General features: G+C 68.4%; 24 protein-coding genes and 1 tRNA gene. 11 read left to right on the top strand and 14 right to left on the bottom strand.

What is annotated here, in order from left to right:
• Window positions 1–3: 3 nt before the first annotated feature.
• On the bottom strand, window positions 4–555 hold the full coding sequence (locus tag ACWDTP_RS12980) for a DUF6611 family protein (protein ID WP_450020192.1): 552 nt from the start codon (window positions 553–555) through the stop codon (window positions 4–6).
• A gap of 109 nt (window positions 556–664) precedes the next feature.
• Here ACWDTP_RS12980 and ACWDTP_RS12975 point away from each other — a divergent pair, with 109 nt between their 5' ends.
• Window positions 665–1693 carry a 4Fe-4S binding protein gene (locus ACWDTP_RS12975; RefSeq protein WP_450020190.1) on the top strand — a complete coding sequence of 343 codons (1029 nt, stop codon included), beginning with the start codon at window positions 665–667 and terminating at the stop codon, window positions 1691–1693.
• A gap of 74 nt (window positions 1694–1767) precedes the next feature.
• Here ACWDTP_RS12975 and ACWDTP_RS12970 read toward each other — a convergent pair whose 3' ends face one another.
• From ACWDTP_RS12970 to ACWDTP_RS12930, 9 genes are all read right to left on the bottom strand, one after another.
• Complete coding sequence (locus tag ACWDTP_RS12970) at window positions 1768–2121, bottom strand: nuclear transport factor 2 family protein (RefSeq protein WP_450020188.1); 354 nt, start codon at window positions 2119–2121, stop codon at window positions 1768–1770.
• A 202-nt stretch (window positions 2122–2323) separates the two neighbouring features.
• A complete protein-coding gene (gene pth, locus ACWDTP_RS12965; protein ID WP_450020186.1) occupies window positions 2324–2899 on the bottom strand; it encodes an aminoacyl-tRNA hydrolase in 576 nt (191 codons plus the stop codon).
• A 6-nt stretch (window positions 2900–2905) separates the two neighbouring features.
• A complete protein-coding gene (locus ACWDTP_RS12960; protein ID WP_450020184.1) occupies window positions 2906–3562 on the bottom strand; it encodes a 50S ribosomal protein L25/general stress protein Ctc in 657 nt (218 codons plus the stop codon).
• 164 nt (window positions 3563–3726) lie between these two features.
• Window positions 3727–4590: an oxidoreductase gene (locus ACWDTP_RS12955; RefSeq protein WP_450020182.1), complete on the bottom strand. Its 864-nt coding sequence runs from the start codon at window positions 4588–4590 to the stop codon at window positions 3727–3729.
• A 17-nt stretch (window positions 4591–4607) separates the two neighbouring features.
• On the bottom strand, window positions 4608–5213 hold the full coding sequence (locus ACWDTP_RS12950; RefSeq protein WP_450020210.1) for an LpqN/LpqT family lipoprotein: 606 nt from the start codon (window positions 5211–5213) through the stop codon (window positions 4608–4610).
• Window positions 5214–5254: 41 nt separating this feature from the next.
• Window positions 5255–5596: an arsenate reductase (glutaredoxin) gene (gene arsC / locus ACWDTP_RS12945; RefSeq protein ID WP_450020180.1), complete on the bottom strand. Its 342-nt coding sequence runs from the start codon at window positions 5594–5596 to the stop codon at window positions 5255–5257.
• 32 nt (window positions 5597–5628) lie between these two features.
• The gene (locus ACWDTP_RS12940) at window positions 5629–6609 is read right to left on the bottom strand and encodes a ribose-phosphate diphosphokinase (protein ID WP_450020178.1); all 981 of its coding nucleotides are present in this window, start codon (window positions 6607–6609) and stop codon (window positions 5629–5631) included.
• Window positions 6610–6711: 102 nt separating this feature from the next.
• Window positions 6712–8154, bottom strand: coding sequence for a bifunctional UDP-N-acetylglucosamine diphosphorylase/glucosamine-1-phosphate N-acetyltransferase GlmU (gene glmU / locus ACWDTP_RS12935; protein ID WP_450020176.1), 1443 nt, complete (start codon window positions 8152–8154; stop codon window positions 6712–6714).
• 89 nt (window positions 8155–8243) lie between these two features.
• Window positions 8244–8315 (bottom strand) — tRNA-Gln (locus ACWDTP_RS12930).
• 85 nt (window positions 8316–8400) lie between these two features.
• Between ACWDTP_RS12930 and ACWDTP_RS12925 the strand changes: the two genes are divergently transcribed.
• Window positions 8401–8994, top strand: a complete 594-nt coding sequence (locus tag ACWDTP_RS12925; protein ID WP_450020208.1) for a TetR/AcrR family transcriptional regulator — start codon at window positions 8401–8403, stop codon at window positions 8992–8994.
• Between the two features lie 4 nt (window positions 8995–8998).
• Here ACWDTP_RS12925 and lysA read toward each other — a convergent pair whose 3' ends face one another.
• On the bottom strand, window positions 8999–10342 hold the full coding sequence (lysA, locus tag ACWDTP_RS12920; RefSeq protein ID WP_450020174.1) for a diaminopimelate decarboxylase: 1344 nt from the start codon (window positions 10340–10342) through the stop codon (window positions 8999–9001).
• Window positions 10343–10450: 108 nt separating this feature from the next.
• On the opposite strand from lysA, the gene mfd reads away from it, so the two are divergent.
• The 4 genes from mfd (at window position 10451) to ACWDTP_RS12900 (ending at window position 17697) form a co-directional block, all read left to right on the top strand.
• Entirely contained in the window at window positions 10451–14098 is a 3648-nt protein-coding gene (mfd, locus tag ACWDTP_RS12915) for a transcription-repair coupling factor (protein WP_450020172.1), read from the top strand.
• A 258-nt stretch (window positions 14099–14356) separates the two neighbouring features.
• Window positions 14357–14905 (top strand): hypothetical protein, encoded by a 549-nt coding sequence (locus ACWDTP_RS12910; RefSeq protein WP_450020170.1) that lies wholly within the window; start codon window positions 14357–14359, stop codon window positions 14903–14905.
• Window positions 14906–15028: 123 nt separating this feature from the next.
• Complete coding sequence (locus ACWDTP_RS12905) at window positions 15029–16114, top strand: nucleoside triphosphate pyrophosphohydrolase (RefSeq protein WP_450020168.1); 1086 nt, start codon at window positions 15029–15031, stop codon at window positions 16112–16114.
• A 782-nt stretch (window positions 16115–16896) separates the two neighbouring features.
• The gene (locus ACWDTP_RS12900) at window positions 16897–17697 is read left to right on the top strand and encodes a serine hydrolase (RefSeq protein WP_450020206.1); all 801 of its coding nucleotides are present in this window, start codon (window positions 16897–16899) and stop codon (window positions 17695–17697) included.
• On the opposite strand, the gene efeB is transcribed toward ACWDTP_RS12900, so the two are convergent.
• From efeB to efeU, 3 genes are read right to left on the bottom strand one after another with little or no spacing between them, the layout of a single operon-like run.
• Window positions 17664–18974 carry an iron uptake transporter deferrochelatase/peroxidase subunit gene (efeB, locus tag ACWDTP_RS12895; RefSeq protein ID WP_450020166.1) on the bottom strand — a complete coding sequence of 437 codons (1311 nt, stop codon included), beginning with the start codon at window positions 18972–18974 and terminating at the stop codon, window positions 17664–17666. The two genes, ACWDTP_RS12900 and efeB, sit on opposite strands and share 34 nt — an antisense overlap.
• On the bottom strand, window positions 18955–20124 hold the full coding sequence (gene efeO, locus ACWDTP_RS12890; protein ID WP_450020164.1) for an iron uptake system protein EfeO: 1170 nt from the start codon (window positions 20122–20124) through the stop codon (window positions 18955–18957). Before efeO ends, efeB begins: the two co-directional genes overlap by 20 nt.
• Window positions 20121–21062 carry an iron uptake transporter permease EfeU gene (gene efeU / locus ACWDTP_RS12885; RefSeq protein ID WP_450020162.1) on the bottom strand — a complete coding sequence of 314 codons (942 nt, stop codon included), beginning with the start codon at window positions 21060–21062 and terminating at the stop codon, window positions 20121–20123. Before efeU ends, efeO begins: the two co-directional genes overlap by 4 nt.
• 183 nt (window positions 21063–21245) lie before the next feature.
• Between efeU and ACWDTP_RS12880 the strand changes: the two genes are divergently transcribed.
• The 5 genes from ACWDTP_RS12880 to ACWDTP_RS12860 all read left to right on the top strand — a co-directional run bounded on the left by ACWDTP_RS12880 (window position 21246) and on the right by ACWDTP_RS12860 (window position 25480).
• Entirely contained in the window at window positions 21246–21977 is a 732-nt protein-coding gene (locus ACWDTP_RS12880; protein ID WP_450020160.1) for a lytic transglycosylase domain-containing protein, read from the top strand.
• Window positions 21978–22063: 86 nt separating this feature from the next.
• Entirely contained in the window at window positions 22064–23347 is a 1284-nt protein-coding gene (gene eno / locus ACWDTP_RS12875; RefSeq protein WP_450020158.1) for a phosphopyruvate hydratase, read from the top strand.
• A gap of 21 nt (window positions 23348–23368) precedes the next feature.
• Window positions 23369–24052: an FtsB family cell division protein gene (locus ACWDTP_RS12870; RefSeq protein WP_450020156.1), complete on the top strand. Its 684-nt coding sequence runs from the start codon at window positions 23369–23371 to the stop codon at window positions 24050–24052.
• Window positions 24045–24536, top strand: coding sequence for a DUF501 domain-containing protein (locus tag ACWDTP_RS12865; protein WP_450020154.1), 492 nt, complete (start codon window positions 24045–24047; stop codon window positions 24534–24536). Before ACWDTP_RS12870 ends, ACWDTP_RS12865 begins: the two co-directional genes overlap by 8 nt.
• On the top strand, window positions 24533–25480 hold the full coding sequence (locus ACWDTP_RS12860; protein WP_450020152.1) for a Ppx/GppA phosphatase family protein: 948 nt from the start codon (window positions 24533–24535) through the stop codon (window positions 25478–25480). The genes ACWDTP_RS12865 and ACWDTP_RS12860 overlap by 4 nt, the downstream gene beginning before the upstream one ends.
• Window positions 25481–25530 lie beyond the last annotated feature (50 nt).

The following is a 25530-nucleotide window of genomic DNA, read 5'->3' as shown; positions in this document are numbered from 1 at the left end:
ATCTCAGGCGGCGCGATCCGAGGGTGTCGCGGAGTCCTGCAGGCGCTCGTAGACCCGCCACCAGATCAGCTCGTGGTCGACGACGGTGATCTGGCCACGGGCCAGCCGGTCGTCGGCGTCGATCAGCACGGCCGACAGGGTGGCGAGCCGGTCGACCGCGGCCTGCACCGCGGCGTCGTCGTAGCCGACCATGGTGGTCACGGTGAGGCTGCGGACGCGGGTGCGGGCCTCCCCGGCGAGGGCCAGGGTGACCGCACCGGTGCCGAGCAGCACGGCCGTCGCACATCCGAGGGCCGCCCAGTGCGGCATGGTGCCGTTGAGCCAGATCTGGCACAGCAGCCACGCCAGCCCACCCCACGCCGGCCAGCCCCTGGCCAGGCGCACCCAGCGTCGTTCGGCCCGGCTGAGGCCGGGCGGGTAGACCACGAACCGGTGGTGGACGATGCCGAACCTGCCGGGGCGCACCTCGACCGATCCCCATGAGTGCGGACCGTCGAGCATCCGCTCCCCGCAGCGGCGCAACGGGCTCAGGTGCGCGCGGTGGTCGGTGTCCATAACTCCGGTGTACCCGCGTGGGAACGCGCTGAACACCGTCCCGAACGAATTCTTTACGCGGCGACGACCGATCTTGTCGGTCTGAGTATAGATAGATATACTCAGACGAATGACGGCCAAGATCCGACTCGACGACCATCCGACCGTGCGGGCGGTGCGTGCCCGCCACGCACCCACCCCGCCCGAGGTGCTCGACGCGGACCGGCTGCGGCAACTGTGTCTGGACGCGGGAGTGGACGACGTCGCATTCGCCGCCGTCGACAACCCGGATCTGGCCGCCGAACGCGAGTACGCCGACACCGCCCTGCCGGGGGTGTGCAGCTACATCTCGCTGGTGGTGAAGATGAACCGCGACAACGTCCGCTCCACCAAGCGCAGCGTCGCCAACCAGGAGTTCCACCGCACCGGTGAGATCATCAACGAGGCCGCGCATCGTGTCACCCGGGCACTGGAGGATGCCGGCGTGCGCGCGGTGAACCCGTCGGCGACCTTCCCGATGGAGATGGACGATTACCCCGGGCGGATCTGGGTGGTGGCGCACAAGCCGGTCGCGGTGGCATCAGGGCTCGGCGTCATGGGCATCCACCGCAACGTGATCCACCCGCGGTTCGGCAACTTCATCCTGCTGGCCACCGTCCTTGTCGCGGCACCGATAAGCAGTTACGGTGAGCCGCTGGACTATTCGCCGTGCCTGGAGTGCAAGCTGTGTGTGGCGGCCTGCCCGGTCGGGGCGATCGGCAAGGACGGCGAGTTCGACTTCCAGGCCTGCTCGGTGCACAACTACCGCGAGTTCATGGGCGGCTTCACCGATTGGGTGCAGACCGTCGCCGACAGCTCCGACGCGGCCGATTTCCGTTCCAGGGTCAGCGATTCGGAGAATGCGTCGATGTGGCAGAGCCTGTCGTTCAAGCCCAACTACAAGGCCGCCTACTGTCTGGCGGTGTGCCCGGCAGGGGAGGACGTGATCGAGCCCTACCTCGATGACCGTAAGGCGTTCATGGACACCGTGCTCAAACCCCTGCAGCAGAAGCGCGAAACGCTCTACGTGCTGCCCAACTCGGCCGCCAAGGCGCACGCCGAGAAACGGTATCCCCACAAGACGGTCAAGGTGGTCGACAGCGGCGTGCGCGGCCGCTGACTGTTCTTCGCCGAGCAGACGCGGCGGTACCCCGGAATGCGCATTCCCGGGTACCGCGGCGTCTGCTCGCGGGGTCAGGTGAGCACGGTGTAGAGCTCGGCGATCACGTCGTCGCGGATGATCGCCACATCGAATCCCGATGCCTTCGGCGTCTCGTCGCCGGGTGCGACCAGATGCCAGGCCAGGAACCCGAGTCCGGGAACATGACGGGCCGGGCCGGCCGCGACGAACTGCAGCGGGCCCAATGTCGCTTGTAGCGCAGCGGCTTTGACGTCGAGGGCGGCCCGCCCGTCGACGGCGCCCTCGGCGTCGGTCCATCGGACATCGTGGGCATAGGTGCGCTCGACGGCGGTGCGGCGCAGGCCGGCATCGCGTTGGTTGAACACCTCGAACAGGTTGGCGTTCATCAGGGCTGGGATGTCGGACATGGGAACTCCTCGTCGCTTGCCGCATTACGTGATCTGTCACGCAAGTGTTTACGTGACGTGTCAACCAGTTAAGCGTGCGGCGCTATTCCCGGCGCGCGCCGCCTTCCCGGCGGGCCGCCAATCCCGCGAACAGACACGTGGGTACCCGAAAATGAGCGAAAAGGGGTACCCGCGCGTCTGCTCGCGGGAGAACGGGAGAGAGCTACCAGGCGTGCACGGTGTTCTGGGCCGGCTCGAGACCCTGGGCGATCAGCAGCTCGGTGGCGTCGGCGGCCTGCTCGCAGATGGTCGGAACCTCCGGCCGTTCGACCGAGTTGAACGGCTCCAGCACGAACGCGGCCGGATCCTTGCGGCCCGGCGGGCGCCCGACGCCGATCCGCACCCGCTGAAAATCCTTGGTGCCCAACGCCGAGGCGACCGAACGCAGGCCGTTGTGGCCGCCCTCACCGCCGCCGCGTTTGAGCCGGATCCGGCCGAACTCGATGTCCAACTCGTCGTGGATCAGCACCAGCCGCTCGGCGGGCACCGAATAGAACTTGGCCAGCGGTCCGACCTGGCGGCCCGACTCGTTCATGTAGCAGCGCGGTTTGGCCAGCACCACGGGTGCCCCGGCCAGCCGGCCGGTCACCACGTCGGCGCCGGATTTCTTGTGCAGCTTGAAGGCCGAGCCGATCCTGGCGGCCAGCAGGTCGGCCACCATGAAACCGACGTTGTGCCGGGTCTTGGCGTAGCCGGGCCCGGGATTTCCCAGGCCCACCACCAGCAGCGGCTCGGCCACCGCCGATTACTCGGCGGACTCTGCGGCGGCCTCGTCGGCGCCACCCTCCTCGGCGCCACCCTCGGCCGCGCCGGCCTCGCCGCCACCCTCGGCCTCGAGGTCCTCTTCGGAGGGGGCCTCGACGACGTTGACGACCAGCAGTTCGGGATCCGAGACCAGGCTGACGCCCTTGGGCAGCTCGATCTGGCCCGCGGTGAACTGGGTGCCCGCCTCGGCGCCCTCGACCGACACGGTCAGTTGCTCGGGGATGGACAGGGCCTCGGCCTCGATCTCGATGGCGTTGGCGTCCTGGGTGACCAGCGTGCCGGGCGCCGCGTCGCCCTCGATGAGGACGCTGACCTCGACGTTCACCTTCTCGCCGCGACGCACCACGAGCAGGTCGGCGTGCTGGATGTTGCGCCGGATCGGGTGGATGTCCAGGGACTTGGTCAGCGCGAGCTGCTCGGTGCCCTCGATGTCGAGGGTCAGCACCGCGTTGGTGCCGGAGTTACGCAGCACCGCGGCGAACTCGTGTGCGTTGATCTCCAGATGCTGCGGGTCGGCGCCGTGGCCGTAGAGAACGGTGGGGACCCTGCCGTCGCGGCGGGCCTGGCGCGATGCGCCCTTGCCGGTGCGGGTCCGCACCGATGCGGTCAGCTTGTTGGGGGCCGAATGCTTGGCCATTGTTGCTCCTCTTTCGGGTCCGGCGATCGGATCGTCAGCACGGCCAGAGGCGCAACATCTAGAAGAGGTTCCCGCCGATAACGGTGGCCCATCGGGACCACCCTCGCCGTGACGCCTGGTCAGGGTAGCAAAAACCGGCGCAGGCCAAAAATCGATGCCTCCGGCTACAGCGGGTACCCGGTGTGGGTGAGCTGCTCGGACAGCTCCCAGAGGGCCCGCTGGGTGTCGGTGCGGCGGGCCAGCGGGCTGCGCGGGCTCGGCCCGGTGGGGCCGCGCATCCCGAACCGCGGGCCGATGAAGCTGTCGCCTGGTAGGTCCTGCGACGCCGCATACAGGGTCTGGCGGGCCCCGAAGTCCGCGGAGGTGGCGAGCTTGTTGCCCTGCCTCATCAGCGCGTTGCTGATCCCGCCGGCCGCGTGTCCCTGCAGGTTGGTGGCCGAGTAGCCGGGGTGGGCGGCCACGGCGCGCACCGCGGAACCCGACGCCGTCAGCCGGCGCTGCAACTCGGAGGTGAACAGCAGGTTGGCCAGTTTGGACTGCCCGTAGGCCAGCCACGCCGAGTACGGCCGGGCCTTCCAGTTCAGGTCCCGCAGGCTGATCGCCCCGATCAGGTGCATGCCCGACGACACCGTGACCACCCGATCGGAGATCCTGGGCAGCAGCAGGTTGGTGAGCGCGAAGTGGCCGAGGTGGTTGGTGCCGATCTGGCTTTCGAACCCCTCGGCGGTCCGCGACAGCGGCACCGCCATGATGCCCGCGTTGTTCACCAGCACGTCGACGGTGTCGATACCGGAGGCGAACCGGCGCACCGAGTCCAGGCTCTGCAGGTCGAGCTCGCGTACCTCGACGGTGCCGGGCATGGTGGCCGCGGCCGCGGTGCCCTTGTCCAGGTTGCGGACGGCCACGATCACGGTGGCACCCACCCTGGCCAGTTCGCGTGCGGTGATCAGACCCAGCCCGCTGTTGGCGCCGGTGACGATGACGCTGCGGCCGGTGAAATCGGGCAGATCGGCGGCGGTCCAGTCCATGCCCGTCACCTTACGGCTCACTTCTTGGCGACGGTGAACCCCGAGATGATCGCCTCGATGTCCTTGCCCTGGGCCTCGGCCTGGTCGGCGTAGGTGGTGATGGTCAGCTGGATCAGGTACCGCTGCGGCGGGGCCGGGCCGGTGGTCGGGATGACGATGCGGTTGTAGCTCTGCATGCGCCTGCCGTTGAGGTCGTAGCTGCCCTCGATCATCGCCGACGGGTAGCCGCGCCAATCCTCGGTGGATGCGTTGAGCTGCTTGAAGTTCTCCGACAGCTGAGCGTCGGCGTAGCCACTGTCCTTGAGCGCCTTGGCCACGTCGAAGTCGCCGTGCAGTTTGAAGGCCAGCAGCATCGCGGTCGGGTAGGTGTCCCCCCTGGCGATCATCCGGGTGCCGGGGGCCAGGTTGGGATTGGAGTACTCGTGCCAGCCCGGCGGCGTGGGCATCGAGACGGTCAGGTCCTGCACCTGCTCCGGCGCGATGGTCTCGCCGACGACGCCCGCGTTCTCCAGGTACTGCCACATCGGTACCGGCGGCGCGCCGGTGGTGCTGGCCGGGGTTGAACTCGTTGTCCAAACCGACTGGTAGTCAGGGGTTTTCGCGCCGCACCCGGCGAGCAGCATCGTCACGGCGAACAGCGCGCCCGCGACGACCGGCAGACGTTTCACAGAATCTCGTGCACCGACTCGATCGGCCGGGCCAGCCGGGTGCCCTTGGCGGTGACGACGAACGGCCGCTCGATCAGGATCGGGTGCTCGGCCATCGCGTCGAGCAGCTGCTCATCGGTGGCATCGGCCAAACCCAGCTCACCGTACAGTGATTCGCGTTTGCGCACCGCTGTCCGCACATCGATACCGGCGTCGGCGATCATCTTCTTCAACTCCGCACGGGTCGGCGGCGTCTTGAGATACTGCACGACCTCGGGTTCGATCCCGCTCTTCCGCAGCAGCTCCAAGGTCTTGCGAGAGGTCGAGCAGCGCGGGTTGTGGTAGATGACACTGCTCATGGTTCCTCGCGCAAGCGCTCGTCGGCGGCCATCTAGGCGGACCCGTCGAACAGCCCGGTCACCGAACCATTCTCGAACACCGCACGGATGGTCGAGGCCAGCAGCGGCGCGATCGACAACACCGTCAGCTGCGGGAACACCTTGTCCTCGGTGATCGGCAGGGTGTTGGTGACGATCACCTCGCGGGCACCGCATTCGGCCAGCCGCTGCGGGGCCGGATCGCTCAGCACACCGTGCGTCGCGGCGATCACCACATCCTTGGCGCCGTCCTCGTGCAGCAGCTTGACCGCGCCCGCGATGGTCCCGCCGGTGTCGATCATGTCGTCGGTCAGGATGCAGGTCTTGCCCTTGACGTCGCCGACCACCCGGTTCGACTTCACCTGGTTGGGTACCAGCGGGTCGCGGGTCTTGTGGATGAAGGCCAGCGGAACGCCGCCCAGCGCGTCGGCCCATTTCTCGGCGACCCGGACCCGGCCGGAATCGGGGGACACCACGACCATGTCGCGACCCGAGTAGTGGTCGGCGATGTAGCCGCACAGCAGCGACTGCCCGCGCATATGGTCGACCGGGCCGTCGAAGAAGCCCTGGATCTGATCGGTGTGCAGGTCGACCGAGACGATCCGGTCGGCACCGGCGGTCTTGAGCAGGTCGGCGACCAGGCGGGCCGAGATGGGCTCGCGGCCGCGGTGCTTCTTGTCCTGACGCGCGTACGGATAGAACGGCAGGATCGCGGTGATCCGCTTGGCGCTGCCGCGCTTGAGCGCGTCGATCATGATCAGCTGTTCCATCAGCCACTGGTTGAGCGGCGCCGGATGGCTCTGCAGGACGAAGGCGTCGCTGCCGCGCACCGACTCGTCGAACCGCACGAAGATCTCGCCGTTGGCGAAATCGCGCGCGGTCTGCGCCGTCACGTGGACGTCGAGCTCCTTGGCGACCTGATCGGCCAACTCCGGATGAGCTCGTCCGGAGAACAGCATCAGGCTTTTGCGGTTGTCGGTCCAGTCCGTGGCCACAGTGTGCTGCCTTCGCGGTCGGGGATCGATACGGGGCAATCGTACGTAGCGTTTCCTGATGCTCGTAGCCGGGTTACCAGATTGCCAACAGAAAGCGTCGGGTCAATCGTGTTCGCCCTGCGCTTTGCGGGCGGCCTGATCGGCCGCGGAGCCCGGGCGTTTCTCGGCCACCCAGCCCTCGATATTGCGTTGCCGCCCCGCCGACACGGCCAGCGCACCGGGCGGCACGTCCTCGCGCACCACGGTTCCGGCGCCGGTGTAGGCCCCGTCGCCGACGGTGACCGGCGCCACGAACATGTTGTCCGACCCGGTTTTCACATGCGAGCCCACGGTGGTGCGGTTCTTGTTCTCGCCGTCGTAGTTGACGAACACGCTCGATGCGCCGATGTTGCTGTTCTCGCCGATATCGGCGTCGCCGACGTAGGTCAGGTGCGGCACCTTGGTGCCCGCGCCGATCGTCGAGTTCTTGGTTTCGACGAATGCGCCGAGCTTGCCGTCGGCGCCGAGCTGGGTGCCGGGCCGCAGATAGGTGAACGGGCCCACGGTGGCGCCGGGGCCGATGACCGCGAGCTGGCCGTGCGTGCGCACCACCGACGCGTCGTCACCCACCTCGACGTCGGTCAGGGTGGTGTCCGGGCCGATCTCACAGCCCGCGCCGATCTCGGTGGTACCGAGCAGCTGGGTGCCGGGCCGGATGACGGTGTCGCGACCGATGGTGACGTCGACGTCGATCCAGGTGCTGGCCGGGTCGACGACCGTGACGCCGGCCCGCTGATGGTCGGCCACGATGCGGCGATTCAGCTCGGCGCTGAGATCGGACAGCTGCACCCGGTCGTTGATCCCCGCGACCAGGGCGCTGTCGTCGACGTGGCGGGCCCGCACGGTGCGGCCGTCTTGGCGCAGGATCGCCACCACGTCGGTCAGGTACAGCTCCTGCTGGGCGTTGTCGGAACGCAGCCGGCTCAGCGCCGAGCGCAGGGCGGCGATGTCGAATGCGTACACCCCGGCGTTGATCTCGCGGATCGAGCGTTGCGATTCGGTGGCGTCGGCCTGTTCGACGATGCCGATGACCTCGTCGTCCTGGGTCCGCAGGACGCGGCCGTATCCGGTCGGATCGGCGACCGTCGTGGTGAGCACGGTGGCCGCGGCGGTCTGGCCGCTGTGGCCGGTGATCACGTCGGCGAGGGTGCCCGCGTCCAGCAGCGGTACGTCGCCGGAGGTGACGACGACGGTGCCGGTGAAATCCTCGGGCAGCGCGCTCAGACCACAGCCCACGGCGTGGCCGGTGCCCCGTTGCTGATCCTGGATGGCGATGTCGATGGTGCGGCCCAGGCGGTCGGCGAGCGCCTCGACGGCGGGTGCGACGCGTTCGCGGTCGTGGCCGAGGACGACCACGAGGTGCCGGGTGGCGACCTCGGCCGCGGTGTGTACGACGTGCGCGATCATGCTGCGCCCGGCCAGCGTGTGCAGCACCTTGGGGGTGTCGGAGCGCATCCGGGTGCCGGCGCCCGCCGCCAGCACCACGACCGCAGCTTCGGTAGGCACTTGGTCCCCTTTCTCCGTGAGCGTGCGTGTCTGTTGCTCAGCGCACCGTCCCACGTCGGCATTTTGTGCACGTTCGTCGCGACCAGTTGTTCCGTCGCCAGGACTCGAACCTGAACTATCTGAACCAAAATCAGAGGTGCTGCCGATTACACCACGACGGAATGTCCGGGTGAGACTCTAGTCGAAGCGGCTAGCCTGATACGCGTGGCAGCGCCCGACAAGGAAGTGCGTGCGCCTCGCGCCAGGATGACCGGCAGCGAGCGGCGCCAGCAGCTCATCGAGATCGCCAAGTCGCTGTTCGCCGAACGTGGCTACGAGGGCACCTCGATCGAGGAGATCGCGCAACGGGCGAACGTGTCCAAGCCGGTCGTGTACGAGCATTTCGGCGGTAAGGAAGGGCTTTACGCGGTCGTCGTGGACCGTGAGATGTCGGCGTTGCTCGACGGCATCACGTCGTCGCTGACCAACAACCGGTCCAGGGTGCGGGTCGAACGGGTCGCGCTGGCGCTGCTGACCTACGTCGAGGAACACACCGACGGGTTCCGGATCCTGATCCGTGATTCGCCCGCGGCCATCACCTCGGGCACCTACGCGACGCTGCTCAACGACGCGGTCAATCAGGTGTCCTCGATCCTGGCGGGGGACTTCTCCCGTCGCGGGCTCGATCCCGACCTCGCGCCGCTGTACGCGCAGGCGCTGGTCGGATCGGTGTCGATGACCGCGCAGTGGTGGCTCGACGTGCGCGAACCCAAGAAGGAAGTGGTCGCGGCGCACGTGGTGAACCTGGCCTGGAACGGGCTCAAGCATCTGGAGCCCGACCCGATGCTGCAGGACGAATGACGGCTCACCGGCCGCAATCGCGGGCCAGCAGATCGGCGACGGTTTCGCGGTGCACCACGGCGCGGGCGGCGCCGTCGCGCACCGCGATCAGCGGCGGCCGGCCCACCATGTTGTAGGTCGAGGCCATGCTGTGGTGGTAGGCGCCGGTGCACGGCACGGCCAGCAGATCGCCCGGGTGGATGTCGGCGGGCAGCGCCGCGTCGCGGATGATCTCGTCGCCCGCCTCGCAGTGCCTGCCCACCACCGTGGCCTTGATGGTCGGCCCGAGCGGGTGCCGGTTCGCGAGCGCCACAGTGTATTTCGCGTTGTAGAGGGCGACCCGCGGGTTGTCGCTCATGCCGCCGTCAACCGCGACGAAGGTGCGGCCACCCGGCTGGGCCTTGACCGCGCACACCCGGTACAGCGTGACCCCGGCCCGCCCGGCGATCGCCCGGCCGGGCTCGACCACGAGCCGTGGCCGGGGGAACCGTTCGGCCCCGCAGGCCGCGTCCATGGCCTCGTCGATCACCCCGGCCAGGGTCGGCAGGTCCAGCGCGGTGTCACCCGAGGTGTACGGGATACCGTGCCCGCCACCGATGTTCAGTTCGGTCAGCACCACGCCGCTGGCGCGCCGGATATCGGCCATCGCCGCGATGAGCCGGTGGATCGCCACCCCGTAGTGGGCCGGGTCGGTGATCTGGGACCCGAGGTGGCAGTGCAGGCCGACCAGGTCGAGGTGCGGCGCGGCCAGCACCCGGGCCGCCGCCCGCGCGGCGTGCCCACCGCTCAACGCGAAGCCGAACTTCTGATCGTGCACCCCGGTCGTGACGGCGCGGTGGCCCGCGATGTCGATATCGGGTGTCACCCGGATCAGCAGGCGTTGCCGCCGCTGCACCATACCGGCCAGGTAGGCGATCTCCGTCGAGCAGTCCACCACGATCCGGCCGACCCCGGCGTCGATCGCGGCGCCGAGCTCGTCGCAGGTTTTGGCATTGCCGTGCAGCACGATTCGATCCGGAGCCACCCCGCCTGCCAGTGCCGTCGCCAGCTCCGCGGGCGAGCAGACGTCCACCCCGAGCCCTTCCTCGGCGGCCCATCGGGCCACCGCGGTGCTCAGCAGCGATTTGCCCGCGTAGACCACCTCGGCCCCGCGCAGCGTTTCGCGATACCGTCGCGCCCTGGACCGGAAGTCGGCCTCGTCGAGGACGTAGGCCGGGGTGCGGAACTCGTCGGCGATGTCGGTCAGCGCCACCCGGCCCACGGTGATCCGGCCTTGGGCGTCGACCCCGGTGGTCAGCGGCCAGAGCGCCGGATCCAGGCGCGGAACCGTCGCGGTGCGCAGGGACGGCAGGATGTCCAGGAGTGTCATGTCCCCACCGTGCGCCGCGGACCCGATGCCGTCATCGGACTTGACGGTCCCTTTACGCCGCCGGGGCCGATTCTGACGAAAGTCCGGCCGCCTTAGAATGGGGACATCATGACCGCACCGGGGCACCCTTCTGTCCAGACCCCGATAGCGGGTCTCATCGAATCGGCATTGGCCGATCCGTCCCTGCAGGACGTCATCCGGCGTGCCGGCGACCGGCCGACCGACCTCACGCTGGTCGGCCCGGCCAGCGCGCGGGTCCTGGTGGCCTCCGCGCTGGCCCGGACCGGACCGTTGCTGGTGGTCACCGCCACCGGCCGGGAGGCCGACGATCTGACCGCCGAACTGCGCGGGGTGTTCGGCGAGTCCGTCGCGCTGTTCCCGTCCTGGGAGACGCTGCCGCACGAGCGGCTCTCACCGGGCGTCGAGACCGTCGGTGCCCGGTTGCTGCTGCTGCGCCGGCTGGCCCATCCCGGGGATGCGACGCTGGGACCGCCGCTGCGGATCGTGGTGACCACAGCCCGCTCGCTGCTGCAGCCGATGTCACCCGATGTGATCAACGTCGAGCCGGTCAGGCTGTCGCTGGGCACCGAGGCCGACTTCGAGGACGTCATCGTGCGGCTGGTCGATCTCGCCTACACCCGCGTCGACATGGTCGGCAAGCGCGGCGAGTTCGCGGTCCGCGGCGGCATCCTCGACCTGTTCCCGCCGACCGCCGAGCATCCCGTGCGGGTCGAGTTCTGGGGCGACGAGGTCTCGGAGATGCGGATGTTCTCGATCGCCGACCAGCGCTCCATCCCCGAGATCGCGGTCGAGACCGTGGTCGCGGTGCCGTGCCGTGAGCTGTTGATGACCGCCGATGTGCGGGAGCGGGCGGCGGTGCTGGCCGCCGAGCATCCGGTCAGTGAGAACAGCGTGCCCGGCAGCGTGCCCGACATGCTAGCCAAGCTCGCCGAGGGCATCCCGGTGGACGGGATGGAGGCGCTGCTGCCGCTGCTGCATCCGGTGGAGCCGACGACGCTGACGCACCATCTGCCCGACGGGGCCCCGGTGCTGGTCTGCGATCCGGAGAAGGTGCGCACCCGCGCCGCCGATCTGATCAAGACTGGCCGCGAATTCCTGGAGGCGTCGTGGTCGACGGCCGCGGTCGGCGGCGACGTCCCGATCGACATCGAGTCCATGGGCGCGTCCGGGTTCGTGCCGTTCGACGAGGCCCGCGACGGTGCCCGCACCGGCGGCCATCCGTGGTGGACGCTGAGCCAGTTATCCGACGGCAGCGCAACCGAACTCGACCTGCGCCCGGCGCCGTCGGCGCGGGGTCAGCAGCATAATGTCGAGGAGATCTTCGCGATGCTGCGGGCCCATTTGGCAACGGGGGGAGACGCCGGCGCGTATGCCGTCATCGTCACCCCTGGAACCGGGACGGCCCATCGCGTCGTCGAACAGCTCGCTGAATCCGACACCCCCGCAACGATGTTGGAGGCGGGCGCGGCGCCGAAGGCCGGTGTGGTCGGGGTCCTGAAGGGTCCGCTGCACGACGGGGTGATCCTGCCGGGGGCGAACCTGGTCATCATCACCGAGACGGACCTGACCGGTAACCGGGTCACCGCATCGGAGGGCAAAAAGCTTGCGGCCAAACGCCGTAACGTGGTCGATCCGCTGGCACTGACCGCGGGCGACCTGGTGGTGCACGATCAGCACGGCATCGGCAAGTTCGTCGAGATGACCGAGCGGGTGGTCGGCGGAGCCCGGCGCGAATACCTGGTGCTTGAGTACGCGACCGCGCGGCGGGGCGGCGGCTCGGACCGGCTGTATGTGCCGATGGACTCGCTGGATCAGCTGTCGCGCTATGTCGGCGGCGAGGCGCCGTCGCTGTCGCGCCTCGGCGGCAGCGACTGGGCCAACACCAAGACCAAGGCGCGCCGCGCGGTGCGCGAGATCGCCAGCGAGCTCGTCGCGTTGTACGCCAAACGGCAGTCCGCGCCGGGGCATCCGTTCGGTCCGGACACCCCGTGGCAGGCCGAGATGGAGGATGCGTTCGGGTTCACCGAGACGATGGACCAGATGACCGCGATCACCGAGGTCAAGTCCGATATGGAGAAGCCGGTCCCGATGGACCGGGTGATCTGCGGCGATGTCGGCTACGGCAAGACCGAGATCGCGGTGCGGGCCGCGTTCAAGGCTGTGCAGGACGGTAAGCAGGTCGCGGTGCTGGTCCCGACGACGCTGCTTGCCGATCAGCATCTGCAGACTTTCACCGCCCGGATGGCCGGTTTCCCGGTGACGGTCAAGGGTCTGTCCCGGTTCACCGATCCGGCCGAGTCCCGCGCCGTGATGGAGGGCATGAAGGACGGTTCGGTCGACGTCGTCATCGGCACCCATCGGCTGCTGCAGACCGGGGTGACCTGGAAGGACCTTGGCCTGATCATCGTCGACGAGGAGCAGCGGTTCGGCGTCGAGCACAAGGAGCACATCAAGTCGATGCGCACCCACGTCGACGTGCTCACCATGAGTGCCACCCCGATCCCGCGCACGCTGGAGATGAGCCTGGCCGGGATCCGCGAGATGTCGACGATCCTCACCCCGCCCGAGGAGCGCTACCCGGTGCTGACCTATGTCGGGCCGCACGACGACAAGCAGGTCGCGGCCGCGCTGCGGCGCGAGTTGCTGCGCGACGGGCAGGCGTTCTACATCCACAACCGGGTGCGTTCGATCGACCAGGCCGCGGCGCGGGTGCGTCAACTGGTCCCGGAGGCGCGCGTCGTCGTCGCGCACGGTCAGATGAACGAGGAGACGCTGGAGAAGACCGTCGAGGGCTTCTGGAACCGCGAGTACGACATCCTGGTCTGCACGACGATCGTCGAGACCGGGCTGGACATCTCCAACGCCAACACGCTGATCGTGGAGCGGGCCGACACGTTCGGGCTGTCGCAGCTGCACCAGCTGCGCGGCCGGGTGGGCCGTTCGCGGGAACGCGGCTACGCCTATTTCCTGTACCCGCCCGAGGCGCCGCTGACCGAGACGGCCTATGACCGGCTGGCCACCATCGCGCAGAACAACGAGCTCGGCGCGGGTATGGCCGTGGCGATGAAGGACCTGGAGATCCGCGGCGCCGGCAACGTGCTCGGCGCCGAGCAGTCCGGGCACGTCGCCGGTGTTGGATTCGACCTGTACGTGCGGCTGGTCGGTGAGGCGGTGGAGGCGTACCGGGCCGCCGCCGACGGGAAGACCGTGTCCGCGCCCGAGGAGCCGAAGGAGGTGCGGGTCGACCTGCCGGTCGACGCACACCTGCCGCCCGAATACATCGGCAGTGACCGGTTGCGGCTGGAGGGCTACCGGCGGCTGGCCGCGGCCGCCGATCGTGGCGCCGTGGACCTGGTGGTCGACGAGCTCGTCGACAGGTACGGTCCGCTTCCGGTCGAGGCGCAACGGCTGGTCGCGGTGGCCCGGTTGCGGTTGCTGTGCCGCGAGTACGGGATCACCGAGATCGGTGCGGTTTCGGCGTCGACGCTGAAGCTGTCGCCCCTGGTCCTGCCCGATTCCGCGCAGCTGCGGCTCAAGCGGATGTATCCGGGTGGGCACTACCGGGCGACCACCTCGACGGTGCAGGTACCGATCCCGCGGGCCGGCAACGGGGTGGGCGCCCCGCGCATCCGTGACCTCGAGCTGGTGCAGATGGTGGCTGGGCTGGTGCTGGTGCTGAACGGGAGATCGGCGGCCGAGATCGACATAACCGCCAACCTCAATTTTTCGGCCTGACCGCCTGGTAGTCGGCATTTTCGCGCGCAGACTCCTGGCGAATCGCGAAATCTTGTTAACGCATCGGGGGGCGGGATCCGACATACCTGCCGGGGGTCGAGGTTTTGCGTTGTCGTCGAGGTGAGGCGGCAAGATCGCCGGCCATAGGGGCGGTCATGCAATTCCCAAACCGAACATCACGCGATTGCCGTCGAACTTGCCGGTCCATTCCCCCGGCCGGCCGGAGGTCGTCGCGGTGACGCAAGGCGAAGGAGTGACATGGACTTCAAGAAATTTGCAGTAACCACAACCATGGCCGGTGCAGTGGGCCTCGGTGCGCTTGGCCTGGGCACAGGCCTCGCACAAGCCGATCCGACCGTGCCCCAGCCGCCGCCCACCCCGGGTGTGGATGTGCCTGCGGTGAACGTTCCGGATGTGAACGTGCCGGCGGTGAACGCCCCGGACGTGAACGTGCCGAGTGTGAACGTTCCCGATGTGAATGTGCCGAGTGTGAACGTTCCGGATGTGAACGTGCCCGCGGTGAACGCTCCCGACGTGAACGTGCCGGGCGTCAACGTTCCTGATGTCGACCTGCCCAGCGTGCAGTTCCCCGAGGTAGACAACTACTTCAAGACGCCGGTCGGGCAGATTCCGCCCGGGCAGCTGACCACTGAGGCATCCATCAACGGGGTCGAGAACCCGTTCTTCGGGATCCCGCCGGGCCAGCTGAAGACGCAGGCCGAGGTGAACGGGATCGCCAACCCGTTCTACGAGCAGACGCCGGGTCACTGGACGATTCCGGAGGGCGAGTTCCCGCCGGAGTCCTGAGCCACGGAACATGACATGATGGCCGCCTTGCCCTCGGGCAGGGCGGCCATCCCGTGAATCCGACAATGTGTTGGTATAACCAAGATCAGCGGTCTCGTCGAATAGCGGAGGGGGTGCAGCCCGATGACCGTCGTCCTGGTCGACCCCCGCCGCCCGTCCCTGATTCCCGTCGATGCGATCGAACATCTGACCGGTGATGTGCAGTACACCGAGGAGATGCCGGTCAAGGTGCCGTGGTCGCTGCCCGCCGCCCGGCCCGCCTATGACGGGGAGGATGCTCCGGTTCTGCTGTCCTCGGACCCGGAGCATCCGGCGGTCAAGGCCCGACTGGCCGCCGGAGCCCGGTTGATCGCCGCACCCGAGGCGCAGTCCGGTGAGCGGCTGCTCGACGCCGTGGCGATGATGGACAAGCTGCGTACCGCCGGGCCGTGGGAGAGCGAGCAGACCCACGATTCGCTGCGGCGCTATCTGCTGGAAGAGACCTACGAGCTGTTCGACGCGGTGCGCGGCGGCAACGCCGATGAACTCCGCGAGGAGCTCGGGGACGTGCTGCTGCAGGTGCTGTTCCACGCGCGGATCGCCGAGGACGCCCCACAGCATCCGTTCAATATCGACGATGTGGCCGATGCGCTGGTGCGCAAACTGGGTAACCGGGTGCCGGCGGTCCTTGCCGGGGAGTCGATTTCGCTGGACGAGCAGCTGGCCCAGTGGGAGGAGCGCAAGGCGCAGGAACACAAGGTGCGGTCTCGCGGGTCGTCGATGGATGATGTGCCGACCGGCCAGCCCGCGCTCGCACTGGCGCAGAAGGTTCTGGCCCGGGCCGGTCAGGCCGGTCTGCCGTCGGATCTGGTGCCCGCGGCCCTCACCGAAGTGACCGTGTCGGCCGAGGTCGATACCGAGAATGATTTGCGCACAGCCGTTTTGGCGTTCATGGATACGGTGCGCCGGGTGGAGTCCGATGTGGCAGCCGGGCGGCGCGGTGAAGATGTGCCAGAGGAACTCGACGTCGCCCCGCTGGGCACCATCACCGAGGACGAGTGGCGGGAGTACTGGCCGGGGGAGGAGCTGGCGGGGGAGCCCGAGCCGGTTGATGACGCCGAGCCCACCGAGGACGCCGAGTCCGGCCCCACCGACGGGGACGAGCATGCCGACAAGGACGAGCTTGCCGACGAACCCGGATCCGACCTGAGCGACCGAACCGGCCCCTGACTGACAGCCGCACCGGAACGGGTGCCGACCTGCCCGGCTGTTAGCGACTTTTCAGCGACAATCGCCACATCCGCACCGTGAACCCCGCTCGCCACAGCTACGGTCTTTACTCACGTCACTGACACCTCATCCGCCTCGTACGCAACAGATTTCGGGATGCCCGGCTATTAGCGACAGTGTCGCTGAGGGCTGGGCATGACCGGCGCGGCCGTCCAGTTCTTCTGCTCGACGTGGCAGCCGTGGAGGTCGGGAACGGCATCACCGTCACGATCCCGACAACCCGGGCACACCGCGTCGTCAAGGCCGCTCACCACATGAGCCGGCCGCAGCCAACCCGGCCCTCATCGCAGAACGACATGCCCCAGGCGGGCATTCGCAATTGAGGCAACGGGTGTGCCCGCGCTATCAGCGACACTGTCGCTAATAGCCGGGCAAGCCGAAATCGGTGACGTACGAGGCCGATGAGGCCTCAGTGACGTGAGTATTGATCGGCCGTGTGACGAACGGGGCCCATAGTGCGCAAGTGGCGATTGTCGCTGAATTGTCGCTGACAGCCGGGCAGGTCGGCACCCCGTTCCAGGCGGGTGCGGGTGTGACTGCTGTGACTACAGACCCGCGGGACCGGACCTGGGAGACCGGCGCTGGTGATCACGAGGCTGTCTCGTCCGGGTTTCGGTCCGGTCTGCGGCCGCGGGGGATGACCCCGATGCCCTCGCCCACACCTAACGTGGCGCACGCCGATCAGACGAGTGAAAGGGCGTGTGCCCGTGAAGGCCCTGCGGATGCTGGCGATCGCGGCGCTGCTCGTCATCGCCGCGGGAACCGGTGCGTCACCGGCCAACGCCGACAGCGCCGACATCCGGTCGCGGATCGCCGCGGCCGACGACTATCTGGCGTCGCGGCCCGGCACCGTCGGCTATGTGCTGCGCGACCGGGCGACCGGTGCGCGCTATGCGAATGCGAATGCCGGTGCCATGATCTGGACCGCGTCGACGATCAAACTGGCCATGGTCGTCGATCTGCTGACCCGCGAACGTGCCGGTGCGCTGCGCCTGTCGGGCAATGACCGTCAGCTCATGGTGAACATGCTGCGGGACTCCGACAACGCCGCCGCAGATTCGTTGTGGGAGCGCTACGGCGGACCCGACCACACGGCCTTCAACGCGGACTTCCCGCGCTACGGCATGACCGACCTGCGCCCACAGCCCGGATTCGGAGATGTGTTCCCGTACTGGGGTTTCCAGAAGTCCAGCACCAACGACCTCGACCGGCTGATGAACCATGCTCTCACCCAACTGAATCCGTCCGATGCCGCCGCCGTCGTCGCCGAGATGCAGAAGGTCGGCCCCGATCAGCAGTGGGGCGTATGGGGTGCCGGCCCGGCGATGGCGCCGGGCAACAAGAACGGCTGGTCGCAGGAGCAGGGCGGCTGGGTGGTCAACTCGGTCGGTTTCGCCGGGCCCCGGCAGCGCTACACCCTGGCGATCATGAACGGGCTCAACGGCGAAGGCGGCTACGACGACGGTGTCGCGACCACCACCAGGCTGAGTCAGCTCTTGTTGAACAACGTCGAACCCCAGTAGGCCGACGTATCACCTTCGGCCAGCCCGGGCGGGCAGGCGAACACCGCGGTGCCGGTATGGGTGATGTACTCGTTCATCGCATCCTTGCGCGACATCTCGCCCAGCATCGGGATGAACTGCTTCTCCGGGCTGCGTACGAACGCGATGAAGAACAGCCCCGCGTCGAGGTGGCCGAATCCGTCCGAGCCGTCGGTGAAGTTGTAACCGCGCCGCAGGATTTCGATACCGCCGAGATTCTCCGGCGACACCAGCCGCACGTGGGCGTCCTTGTCGATCAGCGGAGTGCCCTTGTCGTCGGCCAGGTCGAAATTCAGCTCCTCGAACTCGTCCGCAAGGCCGTTGGGCGCGCCGCTGCCCTTCTGCCGCCCGATCACCCGCTCCTGCTCGAGCAGCGTGGTGCGGTCCCAGTTCTCGATGCGCATCCGGATGCGCCGGGTCAGCAGATAGCTGCCGCCGGTCAGCCATTCGGGTCCGTCGCCGTCGGCCACCCACACGTTCTTGTCGAGCAGGTCGGTCTCGTCGGCCTTGATGTTGGCGGTCCCGTCCTTGAATCCGAACAGGTTTCGTGGCGTGGCCTGATCCCGCGTGGTCGAGGAGGTACGGCCGAACCCGAGCTGCGAGTAGCGCACCGCGACGGTGCCGAATCCGACCCGGGCCAGGTTGCGGATCGCGTGCACGGCGACCTGGGGATCGTTGGCGCAGGCCTGCACGCAGATATCGCCGCCGCATTTCGCCGGATCCATCGTCTCGTTGGGAAACTTGGGCAGCGGGGCCAGTTCGGCGGGCTTGCGATCGGCGACGCCGAACCGGTCCTTGCCGTCCTTGAGGAAGAACGTCGGCCCGAACCCGATGGTCAGGGTCAGCTGTGAGGCGGGCAGTCCCAGGGCCTCTCCGGTGTCCGAGGGCGGCGCGTACGGGTTGCCGTCCACCGCACCGCCGTCCTCGGTCTCCTCGCCCCGCGTCATCCGCTCGGCCATCTCGGTCCACTGCTTGAGCAGGGCCACGACGTCCTCGCGGTTGTCGGTGGTGATGTCGAACGCGCAGAAGTGCATCCGGTCCTGCGCCTCGGTGATGATGCCGGCCTGCCGGTCACCTCGGAACGGCACCGGCCCCTGCAGCTGGCCGGTCGCGGTGCTGGCCGCGGAAGCGCGGCCGGCCAGCGCACCCGCGCTGGCCGCACCGACTACCGCCGCGGTGACCCCCGCCGCGCCGAACAGCTTGCGCCGCGAGATACCCGACGCAGGATCAGACGCGGGATCACTGGTGGGCGATGACACCCTGCACCTGGCTCACCTCTTTGCTCAATGCGTCGATGGCCCGCGAGAGCTCCTGGCGTTGCGGTTCGGTCACCTTGTCGTAGGACACGAAACCATCGCCTTCACGATACTTCTCCAGCAGTGCCTCCACCTCGCTGAAGCGCTGATCGACGCGCTTGCCCAGCTCGGCGTCACGCTCGTCGAGGATCGGGCGCACCGAGGCCACGGCGGTCTGCGAGCCCTCGACGTTGGCCTTGAAATCCCACAGGTCGGTGTGGCTGAAGATGTCCTCCTCGCCGCTGATCTTGCTGATCGAGACCTCGTCGAGCAGCCCCTGCGCGCCACCGGCGATCTGGGTGGAGTCGATCGTCCAGTCGGGTGCCTTCACGCCCGCGTCGAGTTCCTTGACGTCGGCCAGTAGCTGGTCGGCGAGCGCGTTGGCGTCGGGCTGCAGGCCGCCGACCCACAGCTGCTTCTCTAGCGCGTGGAAACCGGTCCACTTCTGGCCCGGCTCCAGGTCGGCCTCACGCAGGTCGATGCGCGGGTCGAGGTCATTGGGGAACGATTCGGCGACCGGTTCGATGCGCTCGTAGTAGGTGCGGGTCGTCGGGAACAGCGATTTGGCCTTGTCGACGTCCTTGGCCTTGACGGCGGCGACGAACGCCTCGGTGGACGGGATCAGTGCGTCGGTCTGGCTGTTCACGTACCGCTTGTAGCTGTCGGCGGCTTCCTTGAACTTGCCCTCGGTGTCGACCTGCACGGCCTCACCGGTGACGGTGAAGTCGCCGCGGATGCCCTCGCCGACCATGCCGGGCCGGCACGAGGTCTGGTAGGTGCCGGGTTCGGTCAGCTGCACGATGAGTTGGCGCTTGAGACCGGGGGAGATGTTCTCCACCTCGCCCATCACCCGCTCGCCCTCGCCGTAGACGTAGAACTCGGTGACCTTGTTGCCGCTGTTGGTGACGACGAAGGTGCTTGGCCCGGTCGCGGCCTCGGTGCCGGACAGTTTGCACTCGCTGTCGGAGGCGTCGACGGTGATCTGGCCGGCCTTCTCGCCGCCGCCATCGCCGCTCGGCGCGGACTCCTTGGCCTGGCAGCCGGCCAGGGAGAAACCGGCAAGCAGCGCGGCAGTGGCCGCGACTCCCGTCTTCACGGCAGGGGTGATCTTCACTTGGTCGACCTTTCGGATTCGGTGGAGGTCTCCGGGTCGACACTCGGCTCGGAGGAAGCGCGCGCACCGGGCGTGGCGTCGGTCGCCGGGCGGACCGGCTTCAGGAATACCGCCAGCACGACGACGATGTAGGCCAGCCACGCGACGAACTGCAGCACCGTCGGCGTCGGGTCGATGTTGAACACGCCCTGGATGATCTCGCCGTACCAGGCCGACCAGTCGAAGGCGCCGCTCATATCGAACGCGACGGTGCCCAGCCCGGGCAGCCAGCCGACCGTCTGCAGCGCCTTGATCCCGTAGGCGAGGATCCCGGCCGCGACCACGATCAGGAAGATGCCGGTGTATTTGAAGAATTTCGCGAGGTTGATCCGCACCGCGCCGGCGTACATGCCGTAGGCGATCGCGGCGGCGATCAACACGCCGATGATCAGCCCGGTCAGCGGCCACAGCGTCTCGGCTTCGGCGTAGCCGACCATGAACAGCGCGGTCTCGACGCCCTCACGGCCGACGGCCAGGAAGGCCAGCAGGGCGACGGCGAGGCCACCGGTCTGCAGGGCCTGGGACATATCGCTGCGCAGCGCCCCGGATATGGACGCCGCGGCCTTGCGCATCCACAGCACCATGGTGGTGACGATGACGACGGCGATCAGCGAGGCGACCCCGGCGATGGCCTCGGCGCCGAGGCCGCTGATGGTGTTCTCCCCGAACTGGATCACCAGGAAGATGGTGACGGTCATGGCGATTGCTGCGCCGACTCCCAGCCACACCCATTTGAGCGCATCCCTGCGGTCGGATTTGACCAGGAACGCGACCAGAATCGACACCACGATGGCAGCTTCCAGGCCTTCTCTGAGGCCGATCAAACCGCTGCCGAACAGTTGTGATGTGACGTTGGATGCGGCCAGCGTGCTGGTCGGAACGTCTGCGATGGCTGTCATCAACGCGTCCTCGCTAGACCTGGGTAAAAATCGTAGCCTTGGCTAGCCATAGCAAGGCGTGGCTCACCTTAGCAGGGGGGTGGTCGTCGAAAGGTCACGATCTCCCCGGGGCCGTCGGGCGCCGCAACGATCCGATCGCATGGGACGATGGGCGTCGAATCAGAGTGGGGTTGAGGGAGTCCGGTGTCGCCAGGTCGTTGGCTGCGGGCTGTCGCGGTGGTGGCAGCGACAGCACTGCTGATGGCTTCCAGCTGTTCGTGGCAGCTCGGCACCCCGATTCCCGAGGGCGTGCCGCCGCCGGCCGGCGATCAGATACCCGCGATCGACACCTACGCCAAGGGCAGGCCCGCCGATCAGCTCCACGAATGGGCGGCGGCCCGGGCGCCCGCGCTGGACATGCCCGTCAACGCCCTCGAGGCCTACGCGTACGCCGCCCGGGTCGCCGAGGTGGAGAACCCGAGCTGCGCGGTCAGATGGCCGACGCTGGCCGGTATCGGGATGGTCGAAAGCCACCACGGCACCTACCGGGGCGCCATGGTGACGCCGGACGGCGACGTCACCCCACCCATCCGGGGTGTGCAGCTGGACGGGACGTCGGGCAATCTGCACATCCCCGATACCGACGGCGGCCGCCTGGACGGGGACGCCCACCTGGACCGCGCGATGGGGCCGATGCAGTTCATCCCGGAGACCTGGGGTCATTTCGGGGTCGACGCCAACAACGACGGCAAGGTCGACCCGGACAATTTCGACGATGCCGCGCTGTCGGCGGCCGGCCTGCTGTGCTGGTACGGCAAGGATCTGTCCAGCCCGCGGGGCTGGATGAAGGCGCTCAAGGCCTATAACAACTCCGAGCAGTACGCGCGCGCGGTGCGGGACTGGGCGACCGCGTACGCGTCCGGCCACCCCCTCTGACACGCCGTCGCCAGGGTCAGGCTCTAGGCTCATGCAGGAACGCCAAGCACGCCCGATGTCGTATACAACGCCACAAGGAGTAGCCAGTGTCCATCATCGAGCAGGTTGGAGCCCGCGAGATCCTCGATTCGCGCGGCAATCCGACGGTCGAGGTCGAGGTGGCCCTGACCGACGGCACGTTCGCCAGGGCCGCGGTGCCGTCCGGTGCGTCGACCGGTGAGCATGAGGCGGTCGAGCTGCGTGACGGCGGTGCCCGCTACGGCGGCAAGGGCGTGCAGAAGGCCGTGGAGGCCGTGCTCGACGAGATCGCACCCACCGTGATCGGATTCAGCGCCGACGACCAGCGTCTCGTCGATCAGGCGTTGCTGGACCTGGACGGTACACCGGACAAGTCGCGGTTGGGCGCCAACGCCATCCTCGGTGTCTCGCTGGCCGTTTCGAAGGCCGCCGCGGAATCGGCCGGGCTGCCGCTGTTCCGCTATGTGGGCGGGCCGAACGCACACATCCTGCCGGTGCCGATGATGAACATCGTCAACGGCGGCGCCCACGCCGACACCGGGGTGGACGTGCAGGAGTTCATGGTCGCCCCGATCGGTGCGCCGTCGTTCAAGGAGGCACTGCGCTGGGGCGCCGAGGTCTACCACGCGCTCAAATCGGTCCTCAAGGAGCAGGGGCTGGCCACCGGCCTCGGCGATGAGGGCGGCTTCGCTCCCGATGTGGCCGGCACCAAGGCCGCGCTGGACCTGATCTCGTCGGCCATCGAGTCCACCGGTCTCAAGTTGGGTACCGATGTGGCGCTGGCGCTGGACGTGGCGGCCACCGAGTTCTACACCGAGGGCACCGGTTACGCCTTCGAGAAGGAAACCCGCACCGCCGAGCAGATGGCCGAGTTCTATGCCGGCCTGATCGAGTCCTACCCGCTGGTGTCGATCGAAGATCCGCTGTCCGAGGACGATTGGGACGGCTGGGTCGCGTTGACCACCGCGATCGGCGACCGGATCCAGCTCGTCGGCGACGACCTGTTCGTCACCAACCCGGAACGCCTCGAGGACGGTATCGAGAAGGGCGCCGCCAATGCGCTGCTGGTCAAGGTGAACCAGATCGGCACGCTCACCGAGACGCTGGACGCCGTGTCGCTGGCGCACAGCAGCGGCTACCGCACCATGATGAGCCACCGCAGCGGCGAGACCGAGGACACCACGATCGCCGATCTCGCGGTCGCGGTGGGCAGCGGCCAGATCAAGACCGGTGCCCCGGCCCGCAGCGAACGGGTGGCCAAATACAACCAGCTGCTGCGGATCGAGGAGACCCTCGGCGATGCCGCCCGCTACGCCGGTGACCTCGCGTTCCCTCGGCTCGAGGCCAAATAGCCGGCAGGCGGCCCACCCGATATGCCCGACCCGAAGCGGCGTTCCCCGGCCTCCAGACCCGGTAGGCCGGGTAAGGGTGGCGGGACGAACCGGCCGAAGGCCGGGCAGGCGCGGCGTCGGCTGAGCGAGGCCCGGTCCGCGCAGGCCGAGCCGGTCGCCGACGAGGACGTCACCACGGCGATCGCGGTCCAGGCCCAGCAACAGGCCGAGCTGGCCTCCGAGCAGCGGTTCGGTTCGGCCGCGCGCCGCGCGGCCATCCTGGCCGCGGTGGTGTGTGTGCTGACGCTGACCATCGCCGGGCCGGTCCGCACCTACTTCGCGCAGCGCACCGAGATGAAGCAGCTGCGGGCCAGCGAGCAGCTGCTGCGGGGCCAGATCGCCGAGCTCGAGCAGCAGAAGGTCAAGCTGGCCGACCCGGTGTTCGTCGCGGCCCAGGCCAGGGAGCGGCTCGGCTTCGTGATGCCCGGCGATACGCCGTATCAGGTGCAGCTGCCGCCGACCGCCGCGGTGCCTGCCGATCCGGGCGCACCCCTGCCCGGCTCGACGGTGCCCGCCGGTCAGCCCTGGTACACCTCGCTGTGGCACACCATCGCCGATCAGCCGCACGGGGTGACACCGACCATTCCACCGCTGCCCGCCCCGGGTGGTCCGCCCCCCGCGCCCGGTTCGACCGGCGGCCCGCCGCCCCCCGCTCCCGGTGGTTGACCCCGCCGACATCGAGGCCGTCGCGCGACAGCTGGGCCGTGAGCCGCGCGGGGTGCTCGAGATCGCCTACCGCTGCCCCAACGGTGAACCCGGTGTGGTGCGTACCGCGCCCCGATTGCCCGACGGCACACCGTTTCCCACGTTGTACTACCTGACCCATCCGGTGCTGACGGCGGCCGCGAGCCGGCTGGAGTCCTCGGGTCTGATGCGCGATATGACGCAACGGCTGCAGGAGGATCCGGAGTTGGCCGCGGCTTATCGGGCCGCACACGAGTCCTACCTCGCCGAGCGCGATGCGATCGAGTCGCTGGGCACCACGTTCAGCGGCGGCGGCATGCCGGACCGGGTGAAATGCCTGCACGTGGTGATGGCGCATTCGCTGGCAAAAGGCCCGGGGGTCAACCCTTTCGGAGATGAGGCGCTGGCAATCCTGGCCGGCGAACCCGCGATGGCCGGAATCCTGGAAGCTGAGGTGTGGTTGTGAACAGGGTCGGGGCAATTGATTGTGGCACCAACTCGATCCGGCTGCTGATCGCCGACGTGGTCGACGGCGGACTGGTCGATGTGCACCGCGAGATGCGGATCGTCCGGCTCGGGCAGGGCGTCGACGCGACCGGAGAGTTCGCACCGGAAGCGTTGGCCCGCACCGAATCCGCGTTGTCGGACTACGCGGAGATGATGATCGGGCACGGGGTGTCCGCGGTCCGGATGGTGGCCACCTCGGCCGCACGGGACGCCGGAAACCGCGACGAGTTCTTCGCGATGACGTCGCGCATTCTGGGCACGGTGGTGGGTGACGGGGCCGCGGCGGAGGTGATCACCGGCACCGAGGAGGCCGAGTTGTCCTTCCGTGGCGCCGTTGGCGAACTCGACTCCGGCACAGGTCCTTTCCTGGTCGTCGACCTGGGTGGCGGCTCGACCGAACTGGTGCTGGGGGCGGGCGGTGTGCAGGCCAGCTTCTCGGCCGATATCGGCTGTGTCCGGTTGACCGAACGGTGTCTGCACTCCGATCCGCCGACCGCCGCCGAGATCGCCGACGCCAGGGCGGTGGTCCGGGACGGGCTCGCCGATGCGCTGCGGGCCGTGCCGGTGGACGGGGCGCATACCTGGGTGGGGGTGGCCGGCACCATGACCACGCTCTCGGCGCTGGCGCAGGGCATGACCGAATACAATGCCGAGGCGATTCACCTGTCCCGCATAGGTTTCGGTGATCTACTGCGGGTCTGTGACGAGCTGATCGGGATGACAAAGGCCCAGCGGCTGGCCCTCGGGCCGATGCATCATGGCCGGGCCGATGTGATCGGCGGTGGTGCCATCATCGTCGAGGAGCTGGCCGCGGTGCTCGGTGAGCGGGCCGGCATCGACGAGCTGGTGGTCAGCGAACACGACATTCTCGACGGCATCGCGCTGTCGGTCGCGTCGCACTGATCGCCCGCGAGACTACGGACAAGACAACGGCCGAACGCGGAAGTCCGCGT

It is taken from the genome of Mycobacterium sp. NPDC003449 (assembly GCF_053588415.1).
This window is presented reverse-complemented; position numbering and strand designations above follow the sequence as displayed.